Below are 17608 nucleotides of genomic sequence, written 5' to 3'. Positions count from 1 at the left end.
TCAGCCAGCGTCATCAATGCAGCTGTTCGTCCAGCAGCGACAGGATGCGCTTGCCGATTTCGGTGTTTTCCGGCTGGCCCGCATCGTTCTGCACGGTCACCGTGGTACCCGTGCCATTGCCCTTCAGCGCGACGCGATACTTCTTCGCGGTCTTGCCGTCGTTGGCCTTGGTGAAGATGCGCGAGAAGAAGCCGCGGCTGTCCACCTCGGCGCGCGGATCGACGTAACGCACGTAGTACAGACCCTGCGCGCGATCGCGATCTTCCACCGTGAAGTTCACGCGATCCAGCGACAGACCCACCGAACGCCAGGCGCGATCGAACGGCTCCGGCAGCTGCAGCACGGGCGCGCCGTTGACCTGCGACAGGAACGACTTCTGGCCGTCCGCGCTCGCCGCACCGGTCGCCGCGACGGCGCCGATACCGGTTGCCGCGGGCGAGACCGTCGAGGTGGCCGTGGCGCCGTTGCCCGCCGGCGTCGGGTTCTTGGCCATCAGGTCGGCCTTCTCCTTCTGCACGCCCAGACGCTGCGCCAGACGCGAGAGGAATTCGGCTTCCAGATCCGGATCGGCCGGACGCGGCGTCCACACCGTCTGGGTCTTCTCCACGCCGGTCAGTTGCTCCTGCGCGCCGCGGTGGCTGATGAACACTTCCAGCTGGCCGTTCTGCGAGCGCTCGACGCGCGTGCGGAACTTGTCGCGCTCGGACGTCGAGTACAGACCGTCGAACACCTTGCCGATCGTGTTGCGGATAAAGTCCTGCGGAATCTTGGCGCGGTTCTCGGCCCAGTCCGTTTCCATGATGCCGGTCTCGGGCGAGTCCTGCACCAGCAGGAAACCGTTCTCCTGCCAGAAGCCGCGCAGCGACTGCCACAGCTGGTCGGCACGCATGCCGTTGCCGATGACGAGCCAGCGCTGGTTGCCATCGCGCTCCATGCGGATACCGCTCGTGCTCGGCAGCACGTTCTCGGTACCGGTCTGTTCGCGGGCAACCTTGTTGGCCTGGTTGTACGTCGACAGCGTGGACGTCCCGGCCGCGTCGGGCACCGTGTAGCGGCGATCGCCGTCGAGCTTGGTCAGATCGGGCGGGATGTCGAGCGACGCGGTCTTCTTGCCTTGCGACTTGTAGTCGATCTTGTCCGGCTGCATCGCTTCATTGATGCTGCTGCAGCCGGCAATCAGGGTCATGGCCAGCACAGGCGCGACCACTGCGGCGCGGCGACCGACTTGCGTCGCGCCACGGCGGTTAAGCTTCAGTTTCATTGACACACAATCCTATTCAACGGGATATCGGCAGGTCGGCCGGGGCCGGACGGTTTGGTACTTCAACCGAGCAGGCCGGCGGCAGCCAGCGCGCGGCGCACGTAGTCGTGCTGGTTCTCGGAGAGCGGCGTCAGCGGCAGACGGATGCCGCCCTTCATGCGGCCCATCTGCTGCAGGGCCCACTTCACCGGAATCGGATTCGCCTCGACGAACATCGCCTTGTTGAGGTCGATCAGTTCCATGTGCAGACGGCGAGCGGTCACCACATCGCCCTTCAGCGCGGCCGCGCACAACTCGTGCATCTTGCGCGGCGCCACGTTCGCCGTCACCGAGATATTGCCCTTGCCGCCGAGCAGGATCAGCGCGACGGCAGTGGGATCGTCGCCGCTATACACGGCGAAGTGTTCCGGCACGTCCCTGATCAGCTGCGCGGCGCGATCGATATTGCCGGTCGCTTCCTTCACGCCGACGATGCCGGGAACCTGCGCCAGGCGCACGACGGTGTCGTGCTGCATGTCCGCGACCGTACGGCCGGGCACGTTGTAGAGCAGCACCGGCAGGTCCACGGCTTCCGCGATCGTGCGGAAATGGCGGTAGATCCCTTCCTGCGTCGGCTTGTTGTAGTAGGGCACGACCTGAAGCGAGGCGTCGGCGCCGACCTTCTTCGCGAAGGCGGTCAGCTCGATGGCTTCGCTGGTGGAGTTGCCACCGGTACCGGCGATGATCGGGATGCGTTTGTTGGCCTGCTCGACGGCCACGCGAATCAGCTCGCAGTGCTCGTCGACATTGACGGTCGGCGATTCGCCGGTCGTGCCGACGATCACGATGCCGTCGGTGCCTTCGGCCACGTGCCAGTCCACCAGGGCGCGCAGGGCCGGGTAGTCCAGGCTGCCATCCTCGTGCATCGGGGTCACGATGGCCACGATGCTGCCGGTAATCTGAGTCATAAGGTTCGGGAAATCCGGGATACGAATAACCGGGATTGTACCGGAACCGTTCGGGGTTCCGACCACCCACCGGATGAGGGAAAACGTCTAAAAGGTAACGGCGGGCAAGACGTGACGCGGAGGAGGTGCATCGCCAGCCACCGGAACCTCCCGCACCGCACAAATTCGCTGCACGAAGGCCGGCGCCCGGTCGGGCCCGCGCGCCTCGAGCACCCCGTCCTCATAGCCGATCACCCGCAATGGACCGCGCACGACATCGAGGAGTTCACCGGGGCGCAGCAGGAAATCGGGCCGCGACGGCTTGCCGACGGTCTCGTTGCCGGCCGCGAAGGTTTCGTAGATCAGCACGCCGCCCGGCGCCACCGCGCCCAGCAGATGCGGCCAGAGCGGCCGATGGAGGTAGTTGGTGACCACGATGCCGTCCAGGGGGGGCACATCGCCGAGCGGCCAGGCGCCCTGCTCCAGATCCGCCACGCGCCCCGTCACCGCTCTCCCCATTACCGTCGCGGGCAGCGACGCCACGGCCACGGGGTCGCGATCCACCGCCAGCACGTCGAAGCCCCGCGATGCGAGCCAGACCGCGTGGCGGCCGCCGCCACAGGCGAGATCGAGCACGCGCCCGCCTGCGGGAATCAGATGGGCCCAGCGCGTGACCCACGTCGACGGCGCGCTCATTGCAGCAGCAGCATGAACGGCTGAAGCATCAGCTCGACGAGCGAGGCCAGCAGCTTGATGACGGGCCACATCCAGATCTGCGTGATCACGCCGGCGGCCACCAGCGCCATCACGACGAAGATGCCGTACGGCTCGACGCGGCCGACCGCCATCGCGATGCGTTGCGGCAGCAGCGCCGTGAGCACGCGCCCGCCGTCCAGCGGCGGAATCGGGAACAGGTTGAAGGCGGCCATGACAAGGTTGACGAGCACGCCCGCGCGGGCCATTTCCGCGAAGAACGGCTCCTGCACGCGCGCCCATACCAGGCCGATGGTGACGAGCGCCCACGCGAAGGCCTGGATCAGGTTGCTGCCGGGGCCGGCCAGCGCCACCCACATGCCGTGCCAGCGCGGATTGCGCAGGCGGCTGAAGACGACCGGTACGGGCTTGGCGTAGCCGAACACGAACTGTCCCTTGGTCAGGAAGTACAGCAGCAGCGGGACCGCGATGGTGCCGATCGGATCGATATGCCGGATGGGGTTCAGACTGACACGGCCGAGTACATAGGCGGTGTTGTCGCCGAAGTGCTTCGACACGTAGCCGTGCGCGGCCTCATGCAGCGTGATGGCGAACAGGACGGGCAGTGCGTAGACCGCGAAGGTCTGGACGAGAGAGGAATCCATGGCGGCTATTGTACCCAGCGCGCCCACGCCCGCGCGTCTCAGGCGCTCAGCGCAGGGCAGCGCGGTCAGGCCGACGCCGTGAGTCCGAAATGCTGGAGGTCGCCGCGGCCCGCGCGCACGAGCTCCGGTTCGCCGCTGGTGAGGTCGATCACCGTGGTCGGTTGGGCAGGCGCGGGGCCGCCGCAGATCACGAGGTCTAGCTGCTTCTCCAGCCGCGCGCGGATCTCGGCCGGATCGTTCATCGGCGCTTCGTCGCCCGGCATCTGGAGCGTCGCGGAAATCAGCGGCTGGCCGAGTTCGGCGAGCAGCGCGAGCGGGATCGCATGGTCCGGCACGCGCACGCCGATGGTCTTGCGCGCGGGATGCGACAGGCGGCGCGGCACTTCCTTCGTCGCTTCCAGGATGAACACGTACGGCCCCGGCGTGGCGCCCTTGAGCCAACGGTACTGGCGGTTGTCCACGCGCGCGAAGTTGCCGAGTTCGGACAGGTCGCTGCACATCAGCGTGAGGTGATGCCTGTCGTCGATGCCGCGCAGCCGGCGCAGCCGCTCCACGGCGGCCTTGTCGTCGAGCTGACAGGCCAGCGCGTAGCTGGAGTCGGTGGGCAGCGCGATCAGGCCGCCCTTCTGCACGATCTGCACCGCCTGCTTGACGAGCCGCGGCTGCGGATTCTGCGGATGGACATCGAAATACTGGGACATCGACCGGTCACCAGTTGTGCCAGATCGGCGTGACCGTGGCAGGCAGCGGCGGCAGCGTGCCGATTTCCACGCGCCCTTCGCCGGGGCCATGGAAGTCGGATCCGCGCGACGCCAGCAGGCCGTAATGGCGGGCCACCTCGGCATAGCGCTTGAACTGGTCGGGCGTGTGACTGCCGGTGACGACCTCCACGGCGCGGCCGCCGAGTTGCGTGAATTCGTCGAACAGCGCGTCGTGCTGGGTGTCCGTGTAGTGGTACCGGCCCGGGTGCGCCATCACGGCGATGCCGCCGGCCTTCAGGATCCAGCCCACCGCGTCGGACAGCGACGCCCAGCGATGGCCCACATAGCCGGGCCGGCCTTCGGACAGGTATTTGTCGAAAACTTCGCTGATCGACTCGCAATATCCTTCGTCGACGAGCCAGCGCGCGAAGTGCGTGCGCGAGATCAGGTCCGGATTCCCCACGTGGCGCAGCGCGCCCGCGTACGCGCCTTCGATGCCGATACGCGCCAACGCATCGCTGATGTCCGCGGCACGGCGCGCGCGGCCATCCCGCGTACGCGCGAGTCCGTCGATGAGGTCAGGGTGCGTGGCATCGATCTGCAGGCCCACGATGTGGACGGTCTGGTTCGCCCACGTCACGGAGATTTCCACGCCGGGCACGTAGCGGATGCCGTGCGCCTCGGCCGCGGCGCGCGCCTCGGCCTGGCCGCCCAGTTCGTCATGATCGGTCAGCGCCCAGAATGCCACGCCCCCGGCGCTGGCACGCGCCGCCACCTCGGCGGGGGCGAGCGTACCGTCGGAAACGGTGGAATGGCAGTGCAGGTCGGCGTTGATCGCGTGGGCGTTTTGCATGGCGCCATTCTACTCCCGGCGGCGTCCTCGCGCGTCCCCCCACCATGGGGAAGCGAAGGAGAGGCGATGGCGATAGCCCTGCCACCATTGCTGGCGTGCCATGGCCCGGTGAGGCGGCGCGGTATAGTGGCGGCGTGCCTTCCGCAACTCCATTCATCCGCCATGTCCACCTCCCCCGCTCCTGAAACCGTTCGTACCGACGTGCTGATCGTGGGCGCCGGCCCCGTTGGCCTGTTCGCCGCGTTCCAGGCCGGCGTGCTGGGCCTGACCTGCGAAGTCGTCGATGTGCTCGACCGCGCGGGCGGCCAGTGCACGGAGCTCTACCCCGAGAAGCCGATCTACGACATTCCGGCCATTCCGGGCTGCAACGCGCAGGAGCTCGTCGATCGCCTGCTCGAACAGTGCGCGCCGTTCGCGCCGCCGATGCATTTCGGACAGCGCGCGGACAGCGTGACGGACATCGCGGACGACAATGGCCATCCGCGCCTGCTGGTCACCACCGATGCTGGCAAGCGCTTCGACGCCGCGGCCGTGCTCGTCTGCGCGGGCGCGGGCGCCTTTGCGCCGCAGCGCGTGTCGGTGCCGGAGGCCGCCGCGCTCGAGGGCCAGCATGTCCACTATGCGGTCCGCGAACTGTCGCGCTTCGCGGGCAAGCGCGTCATCGTCGCCGGCGGCGGCGATTCGGCGCTCGACTGGGCACTCGCCCTGCGCAAGGTGGCCGCGCGCGTGACGCTGCTCCATCGCCGAGAGGGGTTCCGCGCGGCCGATCATACGGTCGCGTCGATGCGGGCCGCCGTCGCGGCCGACGAAATGGATTTCGTGATGGGCATGCTGGGCGGGCTCTCGACCACGGGCGGCGCGCTGACCTCGGTGGTCGTCAAGACGCGCGACGGCGACCGCGACATTCCGGCCGACGACGTCATCGCGCTATACGGCCTGGTGTCGGAGCCCGGTCCGATCGCGCAATGGGACATGGACATGCACGCGGGGCGCGTGCTCGTCGACACCACGACGTACGAAAGCTCGCGGCGCGGCGTGTTCGCGGCCGGCGACATCGCCTACTACACGAACAAGCAGAAGCTCATCCTGTCCGGCTTCCATGAAGCCGCGCTCGCGCTGCGCAAGGCGTATCACTACGCGTTCCCGGACAAGGCGCTGGTCCACATGCATACCAGCAACAATCCCGCGCTGAAGGCAAAGCTCACGACGGCGTGAGCATGCCGCGCTAACCCAGCAGGAAGGCCTCGGTGAGCCGCGCCACCGCTTCCGGCTGATCGTGATGGATCATGTGGCCCGCGTCGTCGACGGTGGCCTCGCGAAAGTCGCGAAACGCGCGGAACCGCTCGCGGAACTCGGAAATGGGCTCCTTGTGCGCGAGCCGCGCGAGCGTCGGAGAATCGCGTCCCTCGACGTGCAGCACGGGCGCGGTCACCTGTTCCCAGATCGCCATGATCTCGTCGATGCGATACAACTGCGGATTGACCATCTTGTGCGCGGGATCGGCCAGCAATGCCCACTGTCCGTCGTCCTGCCGCCGCGACCAGTGGGCCGCGAGAAAGGCGGCGCGATCGTCGCGCAGGCGCGGGTTGGTCTTCTGCAGGCGCTCGGCCACTTCGCGCTCGCTTGCGTAGGTGCGCAGTTGCGGTTTCTCCCTGAGTTCGTCGAGCCATTTGGCCAGACGGCCCGGCGCCTGCGACGGCCGCGTGCGCGTCATGCCGAAGCCTTCCAGATCCACCACGCGCCGCACGCGTTGCGGCCGGACGCCCGCATAGATGCAAACGAGGTTCGCGCCCATGCTGTGCCCGAGCAGATCCACCTGCCCTGCCGGCTGGTAGTGGTCCACCAGTGCCTCGAGATCGGCCACGTAGTCGCCGAACCAGTACGACTCGGTGCCCGGATAGCGGCTAGGCCAGTCCGTCTCGCCAAACCCGCGCCAATCCATCGCGATGACGTGCCAGTCGTGCTCCAGCGCATCCACGAGGAACTGGAACGACGCGGCGACGTCCATCCAGCCATGAAGCATGAACAGCTTGCGCGCGCCTTCGCGGCCCCAATGGCGGACATGGGTGCGCAACCCGCGCAGCGTGATAAATTCCGAACGCGATGTTTCCGTGATGGTCATGGTGCTCCTCGTACCCCGACCCGGCGCGGGGCGTCGGGACAATAATAGAACGATCGTTCGTTTTACCGGCGATTATAGCCACAGATCTGGACAACGATCGGCGAACGACAACCGGAGACACCCGCATGACCGCCCTGCCTGCGGACCGCCGCGACGACTATCGCGCGCTGCACGACTCGTTCCGCTGGAACGTGCCCGACGAATTCAACCTTGCCGAGGTGTGTTGCGGCCGCTGGGCGCGCGATCGCAACACCATGCTGCGCGTGGCGGTGTACACCGAGCACGAGGATGGCCGGCGCGGCGCGCATACGTATGCCTATATCCAGGCGGAGGCCAATCGCCTGTCGCGCGCGTTGCGCGATCTTGGCGTGCGGCGCGGGGACCGCGTGGCGATCGTCATGCCGCAGCGCATCGAGACCGTGATCGCGGGCATGGCCGTCTACCAGCTGGGCGCGGTGGCCATGCCGCTGTCGATGCTGTTTGGCCCGGAAGCGCTGGCGTATCGCATCGATCACAGTGAGACGCGCGTGGCGATCGTCGATGAGACGTCGATCGACAACCTGCTGGCGGCGCGGCACGAATGTCCGACGCTCGCGACCGTGATCGCCGTCGGCGATGCCCAAGGCCGGGGCGACCGGGACTGGGACACGCTACTGGCGGCGCAGCTGCCGTCGTTCACGGCGGAAGTGACCAAGGCGGACGAGGCCGCGGTGCTGATCTATACGAGCGGCACCACGGGGCCGCCCAAGGGCGCGCTGCTGCCGCATCGCGCGCTCATCGGCAACCTGACGGGCTTCGTCTGCTCGCAGAACTGGTATCCGCAGGACCACGACGTGTTCTGGAGTCCGGCCGACTGGGCGTGGACCGGGGGACTGTGGGATGCGCTGATGCCGGCGCTCTATTTCGGGAAGCCGATCGTTGGCTATCAGGGGCGCTTTTCCGCCGAGCGGGCATTCGAGATCCTGCAGCGCTATCGCGTGACCAACACGTTCCTGTTTCCGACGGCGCTCAAGCAGATGATGAAGGCCTGCCCGGCGCCTGCCGAGCGTTACGATCTGCGGCTGCGCGCGATCATGAGCGCCGGAGAGGCGGTCGGCGAGACGGTCTTCAGCTGGTGCCGCGATGCGCTCGGCATCGTCGTCAACGAGATGTTCGGCCAGACGGAGATGAACTACATCGTCGGCAACTGCACCGCGCAGCACGACGAGAGCCGCCTTGGCTGGCCGGCGCGACCGGGGTCGATGGGGCGGCCCTACCCGGGGCATCGCGTAGCGATCATCGACGAGGACGGCGCGCCAGTACCCGCCGGCGAAGATGGCGAGGTCGCGGTCTGCGCGACGGATATCCACGGGCATCCGGATCCGGTGTTTTTCCTTGGCTACTGGAAGAACGAGGCGGCCACGGCGGGCAAGTACGTGGAGCGCGACGGGCTGCGCTGGTGCCGCACGGGGGACCTCGCGCGGATGGATGAGGAGGGTTATCTCTGGTATCAGGGACGCGCGGACGATGTGTTCAAGTCGTCGGGCTACCGGATCGGGCCGAGCGAGATCGAGAACTGCCTGCTCAAGCATCCGGCGGTATCGAACTGCGCGGTCGTCCCGTCACCCGACCCCGAACGCGGCGCGATCGTGAAGGCGTTTATCGTGCTGACGCCCTCGGTTCAGCGTTCCGCCGAACGCGACGCGGCATTGATCGCGGAGTTGCAGCAACACGTACGCGGACAACTGGCGCCGTATGAATACCCAAAGGCGATCGAGTTCATCGACCAGTTGCCGATGACGACGACGGGCAAGATCCAGCGGCGCGTGCTGCGACTGCTGGAGGAAGAGCGGGCGGGGAAGCGGTAACTTGCGGGACAGACCGGGAGGATTACCCCGCCGCGCCTTCCAGCCACGCCAGTTCGTCGTCATCGAACCCCGCCGCGCGCCGGGCGTCGAAGTTGAAGGGGCCGCGGGGCCTGGGCGCGCCGTATTGCTGCGCGAGCACGGGATAGGTGGCCACGGGGTCCAGGCCCCGTTGGGCGCACAGGTGGCGGTACCAGCGGTTGCCGATCGCCACGTGCCCCACCTCGTCGCGCAGGATGATGTCGATGATCGCCGCCGCCTCGGCGTCGCCGGCTTCGGCGAGCTTGGCGCGTACCGGCGGGGACGCGTCGAGGCCGCGGGCTTCCAGCGTGCGCGGCACCAGAGCCATGCGCGCCAGCACATCGCCGGCCGTCTTGTCGCACATCTCCCAGAGCGAGTTGTGCGCAGTGAAGTCGCCATACCGCGCGCCCAGCGTCTCCAGATGGTCCGCGAGCAACGTGAAGTGGTACGCCTCCTCGTCCGCCACCCGGAGCCAGTCGGTATAAAACGCCAGGGGCATTCCCGAAAAACGCCACACCGCATCGAGCGCGAGATTGATGGCGTTGAACTCGATATGGCACAGCGCATGGATCAGGTTGGCGCGCCCCGCGGCCGTGTGGATCGACCGCCGCCGCTCCACGTGCTGCGGCGGCACCAGTTCCGGCCGGTCCGGCCGCCCCGGCAGCGGGCGGCCAGGATCGGCAACGATGCAGGCATCCGTGTCGATCAATCCATCCGCGGCCCCGGCCAGCCCCGCATACAACGCCCGCGTGGCGACAGCCTTCTCCCGGGCATCGTTCATGCATAGGAGTTCGAGCGCCCGCTCGCGCACGGCGGACCGCTGGGATGGATGGGATGGCAAGGCAGGTGGGATCACTGGCATCGGCGTAAAATCTCGCATGGCCGCCATTTTAACGGGCGTCTTAGCAGGCCGGGATCGCCCGGAAATTTGAAATCGGCGCGGCCACCCCCAATTACCACGCATGCCTCAGGCAGGAGACTCCATGGCGCTTTACCAGCTCGGCGACCTCACCCCCATCATCGACGACGAGGCCTACGTGGCGAAGGAAGCCACGATCATCGGCAACGTGACGCTCAAGGCGCGTGCGAGCGCCTGGCCCGGCGTGGTGATTCGCGGCGACAACGAGCCGATCGTGGTGGGCGAGGATACCAACCTGCAGGAAGGCGCGGTATTGCATACGGATCCGGGCCGGCCCATGACGCTGGGCAACAAGGTGTCGGTCGGCCATCAGGCCATGCTGCATGGCTGCACGGTCGGCGATGGATCGCTGATCGGCATCCAGGCCGTGGTGCTGAACGGCGCCGTGATCGGGAAGGAATGCCTCGTGGGCGCCGGCGCGCTGGTGACCGAAGGCAAGGTGTTCCCCGACCGCTCGCTGATCATCGGCACCCCCGCCAAGGTCGTGCGCCAGCTGACGGACGAGGACGTGGCCAACCTGTACCGCAATGCCGAGACGTATGCCCAGCGGCAGGCGACCTACAAGGTCGCCCTGAAACGCATCGATTAAGCGCATCGATTAACAAACACGTAGCAACACGCAACCGAAGGACCGTTTAGTGACCGCCTCCACCAACCCCGACATTCTCCAGAAATTCCTGTTCGATGCAGCCCCCGTGCGCGGCGAGCTGGTCCGCATGGAAGCCACCTGGCAGGAAGTGCTGAAGCGCCACGAGTATCCGCTCGCGGTGCGGCACGTGCTGGGCGAGATGATGGCGGCCGCGGCGCTGCTGTCCGCCAACCTGAAGTTCAACGGCGCGCTGGTCATGCAGGTCCATGGCGACGGTCCCGTGCGCATGCTCGTGGTCGAATGCCTGTCCGACCTGTCGATGCGCGCCACGGCCAAGCTGGCCGAGGGCGCCGAGATTCCCGACGACGCCACGCTGCGCCAGATGGTCAATGTCAAGGGCCAGGGCCGCTTCGCCATCACGCTCGACCCGCAGGACAAGCTGCCGGGCCAGCAGGCGTATCAGGGCATCGTGCCGCTCTCGGACGCGCACGGCCCGCTGAGCTCCGTGAGCGAAGTGCTCGAGCACTACATGCAGGCGTCGGAGCAACTCGATACACGCCTGTGGCTGGCGGCCAACGACCAGGTGGCGGCCGGCATGCTGCTGCAGAAGCTGCCCTCGTACGGCGGCACGACGGAAGCCTATGGTGGCGCGCCGGCGCAGGTGGGCGAAACCGGCGAACCGCTGAGCGAGGATGCGCGCGCGCAGGATCTCGACACGTGGGACCGCGCCTGCCAGCTCGGCGCCACGCTGAAGCAGGAAGAACTGCTGGGCGAGTCGCCGGAGACGCTGCTGCGCAAGCTGTTCTGGGAAGACATCGAGGCCACGGGCCTGCGCGTGTTCGAGCCGATGCAGCCGCATTTCCAGTGCTCGTGCTCGCGTGAGAAAGTCGCTGGCATGCTGCAATCGCTGGGCCGCGAGGAAATCGAGAGCATCATCGAGGAGCGTGGGCACGTCGAGATCCACTGCGATTTCTGCGGCCAGCGCTATGAGTTCGACCCCGTCGACAGCGCGCAGCTGTTCACGGCACCCGTGGCCACCGGCGCGGGCGACGGCGCGCATCAACACCACTGAAGGTCCACCGCGCGGAGGCTGAGATGAAGACCACGTCAGACCGGAACATCATCCCCGGCGCCGCGCTGTCGGCCGCATCGCTGGCCGCGGCGCTGTCCGGACTTCTCCTCGCTGGCTGCGCGTCCGACCTCCCGCGCGATCCCAATGGTTCGCCCTATACCTCCCGGCTGGCACCGAACGCGGTGCCGCCCCCGCCCGTCACGCCCGAGCAGAAGCAGCAGCTGACCGCGCTCAACGCGCAGATCCTGCGGGACCAGGAGGCGACCATCGCCCAGCAGCAGCAGGCACAGGCATGGGCCAACGCGTACTACGCCTATCCGGCGGCGAACTGGAACCTGTATTACGGGGGATGGGGCGGCGGCTGGGGCGGCGGCAGCCGCTGGGGCGCTGGCGTGAGCGTCGGCTCGCCAGGATACTACGGAGGCTGGGGTGGCTGGGGCGGTTACCCATACGGCTGGTGGTAATCAGCCCTCGATACGCCGCCTTTTAATACGCCGCTTCTACTACGCGAATCTCAGCGATGGCCGCCCATGCCGGCGACCGAATTCGGCGGGGGCGGCAGCGGCGGCGTGGCGCTGACCTTCGGGGCCGGCGCGACGAACTGCACGAACACCTCGCCTTCCCTGACCATGCCAAGCTCGTAGCGGGCGCGCTCCTCGATGGCGCCCGTGCCGTCCTGCAGGTCCTTCACTTCCCCCTCCAGCTTGGCATTGCGCAGCTTCAGCGACTGATTGCGGCTCGCCTGCTCTTCCACCTGATGGTTCAGATCCCAGACGCGCAGCCATCCGCCCTTGCCCAGCCAGAGCGGGTACTGGATTGCCAGCAGCAGGATGAACAGCAACAGCGAGATCAGGCGCATCTGGGGCGAAAACGGCGATTAGGGGCGCGTCAATTCGGGTCGGCACAATCATGGCGCATGCTGCCCGAGAATGCAAAGCAAAACACAATCTGCAACGTAATGAGGCACCCACCACGCAACAAAAAACGGCGCTGCCCGCCAGGACAGCGCCGTTTTAACGGCATGCACCCGCCAAAGGTTTAGCGCAGGTTGTAGAACGCGCTCTTGCCGGGGTAGCTGGCGATATCGCCGAGGTCTTCCTCGATACGCAGCAGCTGGTTGTACTTGGCGATACGGTCCGAGCGCGACAGCGAGCCGGTCTTGATCTGGCCGGCGTTGGTGCCCACGGCGATATCGGCGATCGTGCTGTCCTCGGTCTCGCCCGAGCGGTGCGAGATCACGGCGGTGTAGCCGGCGCGCTTGGCCATCTCGATGGCGGCGAACGTTTCCGTCAGCGTGCCGATCTGGTTGATCTTGATCAGGATCGAGTTGCCGATGCCCTTCTCGATGCCTTCCTTCAGGATCTTCGTGTTGGTCACGAACAGGTCGTCACCGACCAGCTGCACGCGCTTGCCGAGCTTGTCGGTCAGCGTCTTCCAGCCGTCCCAGTCGCCTTCGGCCATGCCGTCCTCGATCGACACGATCGGGAACTTGTCGCACAGGTTGGCCAGGTAGTCGGCGAACTGCGTCGAGCTCAGCTTCAGGCCTTCGCCTTCCAGCTGGTACACGTCTTCCGCCTCGTGGTAGAACTCGCTCGCGGCGCAGTCCAGCGCGAGCAGCACGTCCTCGCCCGCGCGGTAGCCGGCCTTTTCGATGGCCTGCACGATGGTGTTCAGACACTCCTCGTTCGACGAGAAGTTCGGCGCGAAGCCGCCTTCGTCGCCCACCGCCGTCGACATACCCTTGTCGGACAGGATCTTCTTCAGCGCGTGGAACACTTCGGCGCCGCAACGCAGCGCTTCGCGGAAGCTCGTCTGCGACACCGGCATGATCATGAATTCCTGGATGTCCAGGCTGTTGTTCGCGTGCGCGCCGCCGTTGACGATGTTCATCATCGGCACGGGCATCTGCATCGCGCCCGAACCGCCGAAGTAGCGGTACAGCGGCAGGCCGGCTTCCTCCGCGGCGGCCTTGGCCACGGCCATCGACACGGCCAGCATGGCGTTGGCGCCCAGGCGGCCCTTGTTGTCGGTGCCGTCGAGGTCGATCAGCGTACGGTCGAGGAACGCCTGCTCGGAGGCATCCAGACCCATGATCGCTTCGGAGATTTCGGTATTGATGTGTTCGACGGCCTTCAGCACGCCCTTGCCCAGATAGCGCGCCTTGTCGCCATCGCGCAGTTCGATGGCTTCACGCGAGCCCGTGGACGCACCCGACGGCACCGCGGCACGACCCATCACGCCGGATTCCAGCAGCACGTCGCACTCGACCGTGGGATTGCCGCGCGAGTCGAGAACCTCGCGACCGATGATATCTACGATTGCACTCATGAATTCCTCTCTCTACTGTTGATTCTTGATGCTGCTCGATTGGGAAACTTGGTGACGCCGGAAAGCATGCCGCCCGCAACACGTGCGGGCGGCAGGAGCATAACAGTTCAGGCGCAGGCGGCAGGCCAGCCGAAGTTGTCCTCGAGGAAGCCCGCGCGCTTGACCAGCGCGTCGAGGTCCCGGAGCACGGCCAGCAGGTCCTTCATGCGCGACAGCGGCACGGCGTTCGGACCGTCGGACATGGCCTTGCTCGGATCCGGGTGCGTCTCCATGAAGAGACCCGCCACGCCCGTGGCCACGGCGGCACGGGACAACACCGGCACGAACTCGCGCTGACCGCCCGAGCTCGTTCCCTGACCGCCCGGCAGCTGCACCGAGTGCGTGGCATCGAAGACCACGGGCGCGCCGGTCTCGCGCATGATGGCGAGCGAACGCATGTCGGACACGAGGTTGTTGTAGCCGAACGAAACGCCACGCTCGCAGGCCATGAACACATCGTCGGGCAGCCCCGCGTCGCGCGCGGCGTCACGGGCCTTGTCGATGACGTTCTTCATGTCGTGCGGCGCGAGGAACTGCCCCTTCTTGATGTTCACCGGCTTGCCGCTCTGCGCGCAGGCACGGATGAAATCGGTCTGGCGGCACAGGAACGCGGGGGTCTGGAGCACGTCCACCACGGCGGCGACGGGCTTGACCTCATCGATCTCGTGAATGTCCGTCAGCACCGGCACGCCGATCTCGCGCTTCACGGTCGCGAGGATCTCGAGGCCCTTCTCCATGCCAAGCCCGCGGAACGACTTGCCCGAGGAACGGTTGGCCTTGTCGAACGACGACTTGTAGATGAAGGGAATGCCGAGCGCCTTCGTGATCTCGCGCAGTTCGCCTGCCGTGTCGAGCGCCATCTGCTCCGACTCGATCACGCACGGACCGGCGATCAGGAAGAACGGATGGTTCAGGCCGACGTCGAATCCACACAGTTTCATGATGTCTCCTCAGTGGTGCCCAGGCTCAGGCGCCCTTGCGTTGCTGGCTGGCCAGCGCGGCTTCCACATAGGCCTTGAACAGCGGATGGCCGTCACGCGGCGTCGACGTGAATTCCGGGTGGAACTGCACGCCCACGAACCACGGATGCAGAGTATCCGGGAGTTCCATCATCTCGGGCAGGTTCTCGGTCGGCGTGCGCGCCGAAATCACGAGGCCGGACTTCTCGAGCTGCGGCACATAGTGGTTGTTGACTTCATAGCGGTGGCGATGGCGCTCGTTCACTTCCGCGCCATAGATCGCGTTGGCCTTCGTGCCTTCCTTCGTCGGCACGCGCTGCGCGCCAAGGCGCATCGTGCCGCCGAGATCGGACTCGGCCGTGCGCTGCTCGACCTTGCCTTCGCGATCGACCCATTCGGTGATCAGGGCGACCACGGGATGCTCGGTCTCGAGGTTGAATTCGGTCGAGTTCGCGTCGGCCATGCCGGCCACGTGACGCGCATACTCGATGACCGCGAGCTGCATGCCCAGGCAGATGCCGAGGTACGGCACCTTGTTCTCGCGCGCATACTGGATCGCGCGGATCTTGCCTTCCGTGCCGCGCTTGCCGAAACCGCCCGGCACCAGGATCGCGTCCAGCGGCTGCAGCACTTCGAGGTGACCGGACTCGAGTTCTTCCGAGTCGATGTACTCGATGTTCACGCGCGTCGACGTATGCATGCCCGCGTGGCGCAGCGCCTCGATCAGCGACTTGTACGACTCGGTCAGATCGACGTACTTGCCGACCATGCCGATGCGGATTTCGTGCTCGGGGTTCTCCTGCGCGTTCACCAGGCGCTGCCACATCGACAGGTCCGCCGGCTTCGGGTCCAGGCGCAGTTCTTCGCAGATCAGGCGGTCGAGGCCCTGCTCGTTGAGCATCTGCGGAATCTTGTAGATGCTGTCGGCGTCCCACACCGAGATCACGGCGTCTTGCGGGATGTTGGCGAACAGCGAGATCTTGGCGCGCTCGTCGTCGGGAATCGGACGGTCCGCGCGGCACAGCAGCGCCGTCGGCGAGATACCGATCTCGCGCAGCTTCTGCACCGAGTGCTGCGTCGGCTTGGTCTTCAACTCGCCCGCGCTGGCGATGAACGGCACCAGCGTCAGGTGCACGAACGCGCAGTGATTGCGACCGAGGCGCAGGCTCATCTGGCGCGCGGCCTCGAGGAACGGCAGCGACTCGATGTCACCCACCGTGCCGCCGATTTCCACGAGCGCCACGTCGGCCTTGCCGTCGTGCGACGCCGCGGCGCCACGCTCGACGAACGCCTGGATCTCGTTGGTGATATGCGGAATGACCTGCACGGTCTTGCCGAGGTATTCGCCGCGGCGTTCCTTGCGAATCACCGACTCGTAGATCTGGCCCGTCGTGAAGTTGTTCGACTTGCGCATCTTGGCCGACACGAAGCGCTCGTAGTGGCCGAGATCGAGGTCGGTTTCAGCGCCATCTTCGGTCACGAACACCTCGCCATGCTGGAAAGGGCTCATCGTGCCGGGATCGACGTTGATGTAGGGATCGAGCTTGAGGAGGGTGACTTTGAGGCCGCGCGACTCGAGAATGGCCGCGAGCGAAGCAGCAGCGATGCCCTTGCCGAGAGAAGAGACGACGCCACCGGTGACGAAGACGAATTTGGTCATAAACCGAGCTTGCCGGGGAAATCGGGATTATACATGAGCGGACGGCCCTACGGGCGGTCGCGCTTGGCGCGTACCGGCTGTCCCCAGCGGTCCGCGTCGTCGCGCGCAAGCGGAAATTCCGCGGGCTTGCCGGCGTCCCATTCGGGATTGCAGATCTCGCCGAACACCTGTCGCAGCCGCTGTCCCCACGTGTCGCGGATCATGCGGAAGTACGCGTTCTTGTCGTCGATGGTGACGAAGCGCGTCACGCGCAGCGAGTCCGCCTCGTACACGAGCAGATCCAGCGGCAGGCCCACCGAGATGTTGGACTTCAGCGTCGAATCCATCGAGATCAGCGCGCACTTCGCGCCCTCGCCGAGTGGCAGCGAGGGATGCACCACGCGGTCGATGATCGGCTTGCCGTACTTGGCCTCGCCGATCTGGAAATAGCAGTTCTCGGGCGTGGCCTCGACGAAGTTTCCGGCCGCGTAGATGTGGAACAGCCGCGTGCGCTCGCCGCGGATCTGGCCGCCGAATATGAGGCTCACGTTGAACTCGATGCCCGCGTCGCGCAGCGCGTGCGCGTCCCGCTTGTGCACCGCGCGCACGGCGTCGCCGACGATCGTCGCGGCTTCGTACATGTCGCGGGCGGTCCACAGCGACCGCTTCTCGTCGCGGCCTTCCGCCAGCAGTTGCCGGACGGACTGGCTGATGGCCAGGTTACCGGCGGTCATGAGCACCATCACGCGGTCGCCGGGTTCCTCGAACACGGTCATCTTGCGTGCAGTGGAAATCGCATCCACACCGGCGTTGGTGCGGGAATCGGAGAGGAATACCAGGCCGGCATCCAGCCGCATGGCTACGCAATACGTCATGGCTATTTTTTTGGGGGGCGTCCGGGCGATGGCGCGCGCGGCATAAACCTGCATTCTAGCGCCCCGGAGGCGTTGGGCACCCGTTCGATCCGGTGCGCCCTA

At 66.5% G+C, this 17608-nt stretch carries 18 protein-coding genes; 5 read left to right on the top strand and 13 right to left on the bottom strand.

Features of this window, described 5'->3' with window-relative positions; all coding sequences use genetic code 11:
- Nucleotides 1–13 precede the first annotated feature (13 nt).
- From bamC to KHP16_RS04750, 6 genes are all read right to left on the bottom strand, one after another.
- The gene (bamC, locus tag KHP16_RS04775) at nt 14–1261 is read right to left on the bottom strand and encodes an outer membrane protein assembly factor BamC (RefSeq protein WP_179592916.1); all 1248 of its coding nucleotides are present in this window, start codon (nt 1259–1261) and stop codon (nt 14–16) included.
- Between the two features lie 62 nt (nt 1262–1323).
- Nucleotides 1324–2208 carry a 4-hydroxy-tetrahydrodipicolinate synthase gene (dapA, locus tag KHP16_RS04770; RefSeq protein ID WP_109581553.1) on the bottom strand — a complete coding sequence of 295 codons (885 nt, stop codon included), beginning with the start codon at nt 2206–2208 and terminating at the stop codon, nt 1324–1326.
- An 87-nt stretch (nt 2209–2295) separates the two neighbouring features.
- On the bottom strand, nt 2296–2883 hold the full coding sequence (locus tag KHP16_RS04765; RefSeq protein WP_211959654.1) for a class I SAM-dependent methyltransferase: 588 nt from the start codon (nt 2881–2883) through the stop codon (nt 2296–2298).
- A complete protein-coding gene (locus KHP16_RS04760) occupies nt 2880–3545 on the bottom strand; it encodes a site-2 protease family protein (protein WP_109581555.1) in 666 nt (221 codons plus the stop codon). Before KHP16_RS04760 ends, KHP16_RS04765 begins: the two co-directional genes overlap by 4 nt.
- 65 nt (nt 3546–3610) lie before the next feature.
- Nucleotides 3611–4246: an L-threonylcarbamoyladenylate synthase gene (locus tag KHP16_RS04755; protein WP_109581556.1), complete on the bottom strand. Its 636-nt coding sequence runs from the start codon at nt 4244–4246 to the stop codon at nt 3611–3613.
- A 7-nt stretch (nt 4247–4253) separates the two neighbouring features.
- On the bottom strand, nt 4254–5099 hold the full coding sequence (locus KHP16_RS04750; RefSeq protein ID WP_115952023.1) for a 3',5'-nucleoside bisphosphate phosphatase: 846 nt from the start codon (nt 5097–5099) through the stop codon (nt 4254–4256).
- Nucleotides 5100–5261: 162 nt separating this feature from the next.
- On the opposite strand from KHP16_RS04750, the gene KHP16_RS04745 reads away from it, so the two are divergent.
- Nucleotides 5262–6314 (top strand): NAD(P)/FAD-dependent oxidoreductase, encoded by a 1053-nt coding sequence (locus KHP16_RS04745; RefSeq protein ID WP_211959653.1) that lies wholly within the window; start codon nt 5262–5264, stop codon nt 6312–6314.
- Nucleotides 6315–6324: 10 nt separating this feature from the next.
- On the opposite strand, the gene KHP16_RS04740 is transcribed toward KHP16_RS04745, so the two are convergent.
- Complete coding sequence (locus tag KHP16_RS04740; RefSeq protein ID WP_109581559.1) at nt 6325–7221, bottom strand: alpha/beta fold hydrolase; 897 nt, start codon at nt 7219–7221, stop codon at nt 6325–6327.
- A gap of 125 nt (nt 7222–7346) precedes the next feature.
- Here KHP16_RS04740 and KHP16_RS04735 point away from each other — a divergent pair, with 125 nt between their 5' ends.
- Nucleotides 7347–9068, top strand: coding sequence for an acyl-CoA synthetase (locus KHP16_RS04735; protein WP_115952020.1), 1722 nt, complete (start codon nt 7347–7349; stop codon nt 9066–9068).
- Nucleotides 9069–9090: 22 nt separating this feature from the next.
- Here KHP16_RS04735 and KHP16_RS04730 read toward each other — a convergent pair whose 3' ends face one another.
- Entirely contained in the window at nt 9091–9975 is an 885-nt protein-coding gene (locus tag KHP16_RS04730; RefSeq protein ID WP_415831143.1) for a ferritin-like domain-containing protein, read from the bottom strand.
- Nucleotides 9976–10069: 94 nt separating this feature from the next.
- On the opposite strand from KHP16_RS04730, the gene KHP16_RS04725 reads away from it, so the two are divergent.
- The 3 genes from KHP16_RS04725 to KHP16_RS04715 are packed head-to-tail and all read left to right on the top strand — an operon-like array spanning nt 10070 to nt 12130.
- Entirely contained in the window at nt 10070–10594 is a 525-nt protein-coding gene (locus KHP16_RS04725) for a gamma carbonic anhydrase family protein (RefSeq protein WP_109581561.1), read from the top strand.
- Between the two features lie 49 nt (nt 10595–10643).
- Nucleotides 10644–11666 carry an Hsp33 family molecular chaperone HslO gene (hslO, locus tag KHP16_RS04720; protein WP_109581562.1) on the top strand — a complete coding sequence of 341 codons (1023 nt, stop codon included), beginning with the start codon at nt 10644–10646 and terminating at the stop codon, nt 11664–11666.
- Between the two features lie 23 nt (nt 11667–11689).
- Nucleotides 11690–12130 (top strand): hypothetical protein, encoded by a 441-nt coding sequence (locus KHP16_RS04715; protein ID WP_244835637.1) that lies wholly within the window; start codon nt 11690–11692, stop codon nt 12128–12130.
- 50 nt (nt 12131–12180) lie between these two features.
- Here KHP16_RS04715 and ftsB read toward each other — a convergent pair whose 3' ends face one another.
- The 5 genes from ftsB to KHP16_RS04690 all read right to left on the bottom strand — a co-directional run bounded on the left by ftsB (nt 12181) and on the right by KHP16_RS04690 (nt 17506).
- The gene (gene ftsB / locus KHP16_RS04710; protein WP_109581563.1) at nt 12181–12525 is read right to left on the bottom strand and encodes a cell division protein FtsB; all 345 of its coding nucleotides are present in this window, start codon (nt 12523–12525) and stop codon (nt 12181–12183) included.
- A gap of 179 nt (nt 12526–12704) precedes the next feature.
- Entirely contained in the window at nt 12705–13994 is a 1290-nt protein-coding gene (eno, locus tag KHP16_RS04705) for a phosphopyruvate hydratase (protein ID WP_109581564.1), read from the bottom strand.
- Nucleotides 13995–14101: 107 nt separating this feature from the next.
- Nucleotides 14102–14974 (bottom strand): 3-deoxy-8-phosphooctulonate synthase, encoded by an 873-nt coding sequence (gene kdsA / locus KHP16_RS04700; RefSeq protein WP_121491120.1) that lies wholly within the window; start codon nt 14972–14974, stop codon nt 14102–14104.
- Nucleotides 14975–14999: 25 nt separating this feature from the next.
- A complete protein-coding gene (locus KHP16_RS04695; RefSeq protein WP_109581566.1) occupies nt 15000–16652 on the bottom strand; it encodes a CTP synthase in 1653 nt (550 codons plus the stop codon).
- A 47-nt stretch (nt 16653–16699) separates the two neighbouring features.
- Nucleotides 16700–17506: a proteasome-type protease gene (locus KHP16_RS04690; RefSeq protein WP_109582724.1), complete on the bottom strand. Its 807-nt coding sequence runs from the start codon at nt 17504–17506 to the stop codon at nt 16700–16702.
- Between the last annotated feature and the right edge of the window lie 102 nt (nt 17507–17608).

The sequence above is a fragment of the Cupriavidus plantarum genome (assembly GCF_905397285.1).
GTDB classification, from domain to species: Bacteria; Pseudomonadota; Gammaproteobacteria; order Burkholderiales; family Burkholderiaceae; genus Cupriavidus; species Cupriavidus plantarum.
This window is presented reverse-complemented; position numbering and strand designations above follow the sequence as displayed.

Coding starts and splice junctions, on each gene's coding strand:
- bamC (WP_179592916.1), bottom strand. CDS start 1,261: ATGAAACTGAAGCTTAACCGCCGTGGCGCGACGCAAGTCGGTCGCCGC.
- dapA (WP_109581553.1), bottom strand. CDS start 2,208: ATGACTCAGATTACCGGCAGCATCGTGGCCATCGTGACCCCGATGCAC.
- KHP16_RS04765 (WP_211959654.1), bottom strand. CDS start 2,883: ATGAGCGCGCCGTCGACGTGGGTCACGCGCTGGGCCCATCTGATTCCC.
- KHP16_RS04760 (WP_109581555.1), bottom strand. CDS start 3,545: ATGGATTCCTCTCTCGTCCAGACCTTCGCGGTCTACGCACTGCCCGTC.
- KHP16_RS04755 (WP_109581556.1), bottom strand. CDS start 4,246: ATGTCCCAGTATTTCGATGTCCATCCGCAGAATCCGCAGCCGCGGCTC.
- KHP16_RS04750 (WP_115952023.1), bottom strand. CDS start 5,099: ATGCAAAACGCCCACGCGATCAACGCCGACCTGCACTGCCATTCCACC.
- KHP16_RS04745 (WP_211959653.1), top strand. CDS start 5,262: ATGTCCACCTCCCCCGCTCCTGAAACCGTTCGTACCGACGTGCTGATC.
- KHP16_RS04740 (WP_109581559.1), bottom strand. CDS start 7,221: ATGACCATCACGGAAACATCGCGTTCGGAATTTATCACGCTGCGCGGG.
- KHP16_RS04735 (WP_115952020.1), top strand. CDS start 7,347: ATGACCGCCCTGCCTGCGGACCGCCGCGACGACTATCGCGCGCTGCAC.
- KHP16_RS04730 (WP_415831143.1), bottom strand. CDS start 9,975: ATGGCGGCCATGCGAGATTTTACGCCGATGCCAGTGATCCCACCTGCC.
- KHP16_RS04725 (WP_109581561.1), top strand. CDS start 10,070: ATGGCGCTTTACCAGCTCGGCGACCTCACCCCCATCATCGACGACGAG.
- KHP16_RS04715 (WP_244835637.1), top strand. CDS start 11,690: ATGAAGACCACGTCAGACCGGAACATCATCCCCGGCGCCGCGCTGTCG.
- ftsB (WP_109581563.1), bottom strand. CDS start 12,525: ATGCGCCTGATCTCGCTGTTGCTGTTCATCCTGCTGCTGGCAATCCAG.
- eno (WP_109581564.1), bottom strand. CDS start 13,994: ATGAGTGCAATCGTAGATATCATCGGTCGCGAGGTTCTCGACTCGCGC.
- kdsA (WP_121491120.1), bottom strand. CDS start 14,974: ATGAAACTGTGTGGATTCGACGTCGGCCTGAACCATCCGTTCTTCCTG.
- KHP16_RS04695 (WP_109581566.1), bottom strand. CDS start 16,652: ATGACCAAATTCGTCTTCGTCACCGGTGGCGTCGTCTCTTCTCTCGGC.
- KHP16_RS04690 (WP_109582724.1), bottom strand. CDS start 17,506: ATGACGTATTGCGTAGCCATGCGGCTGGATGCCGGCCTGGTATTCCTC.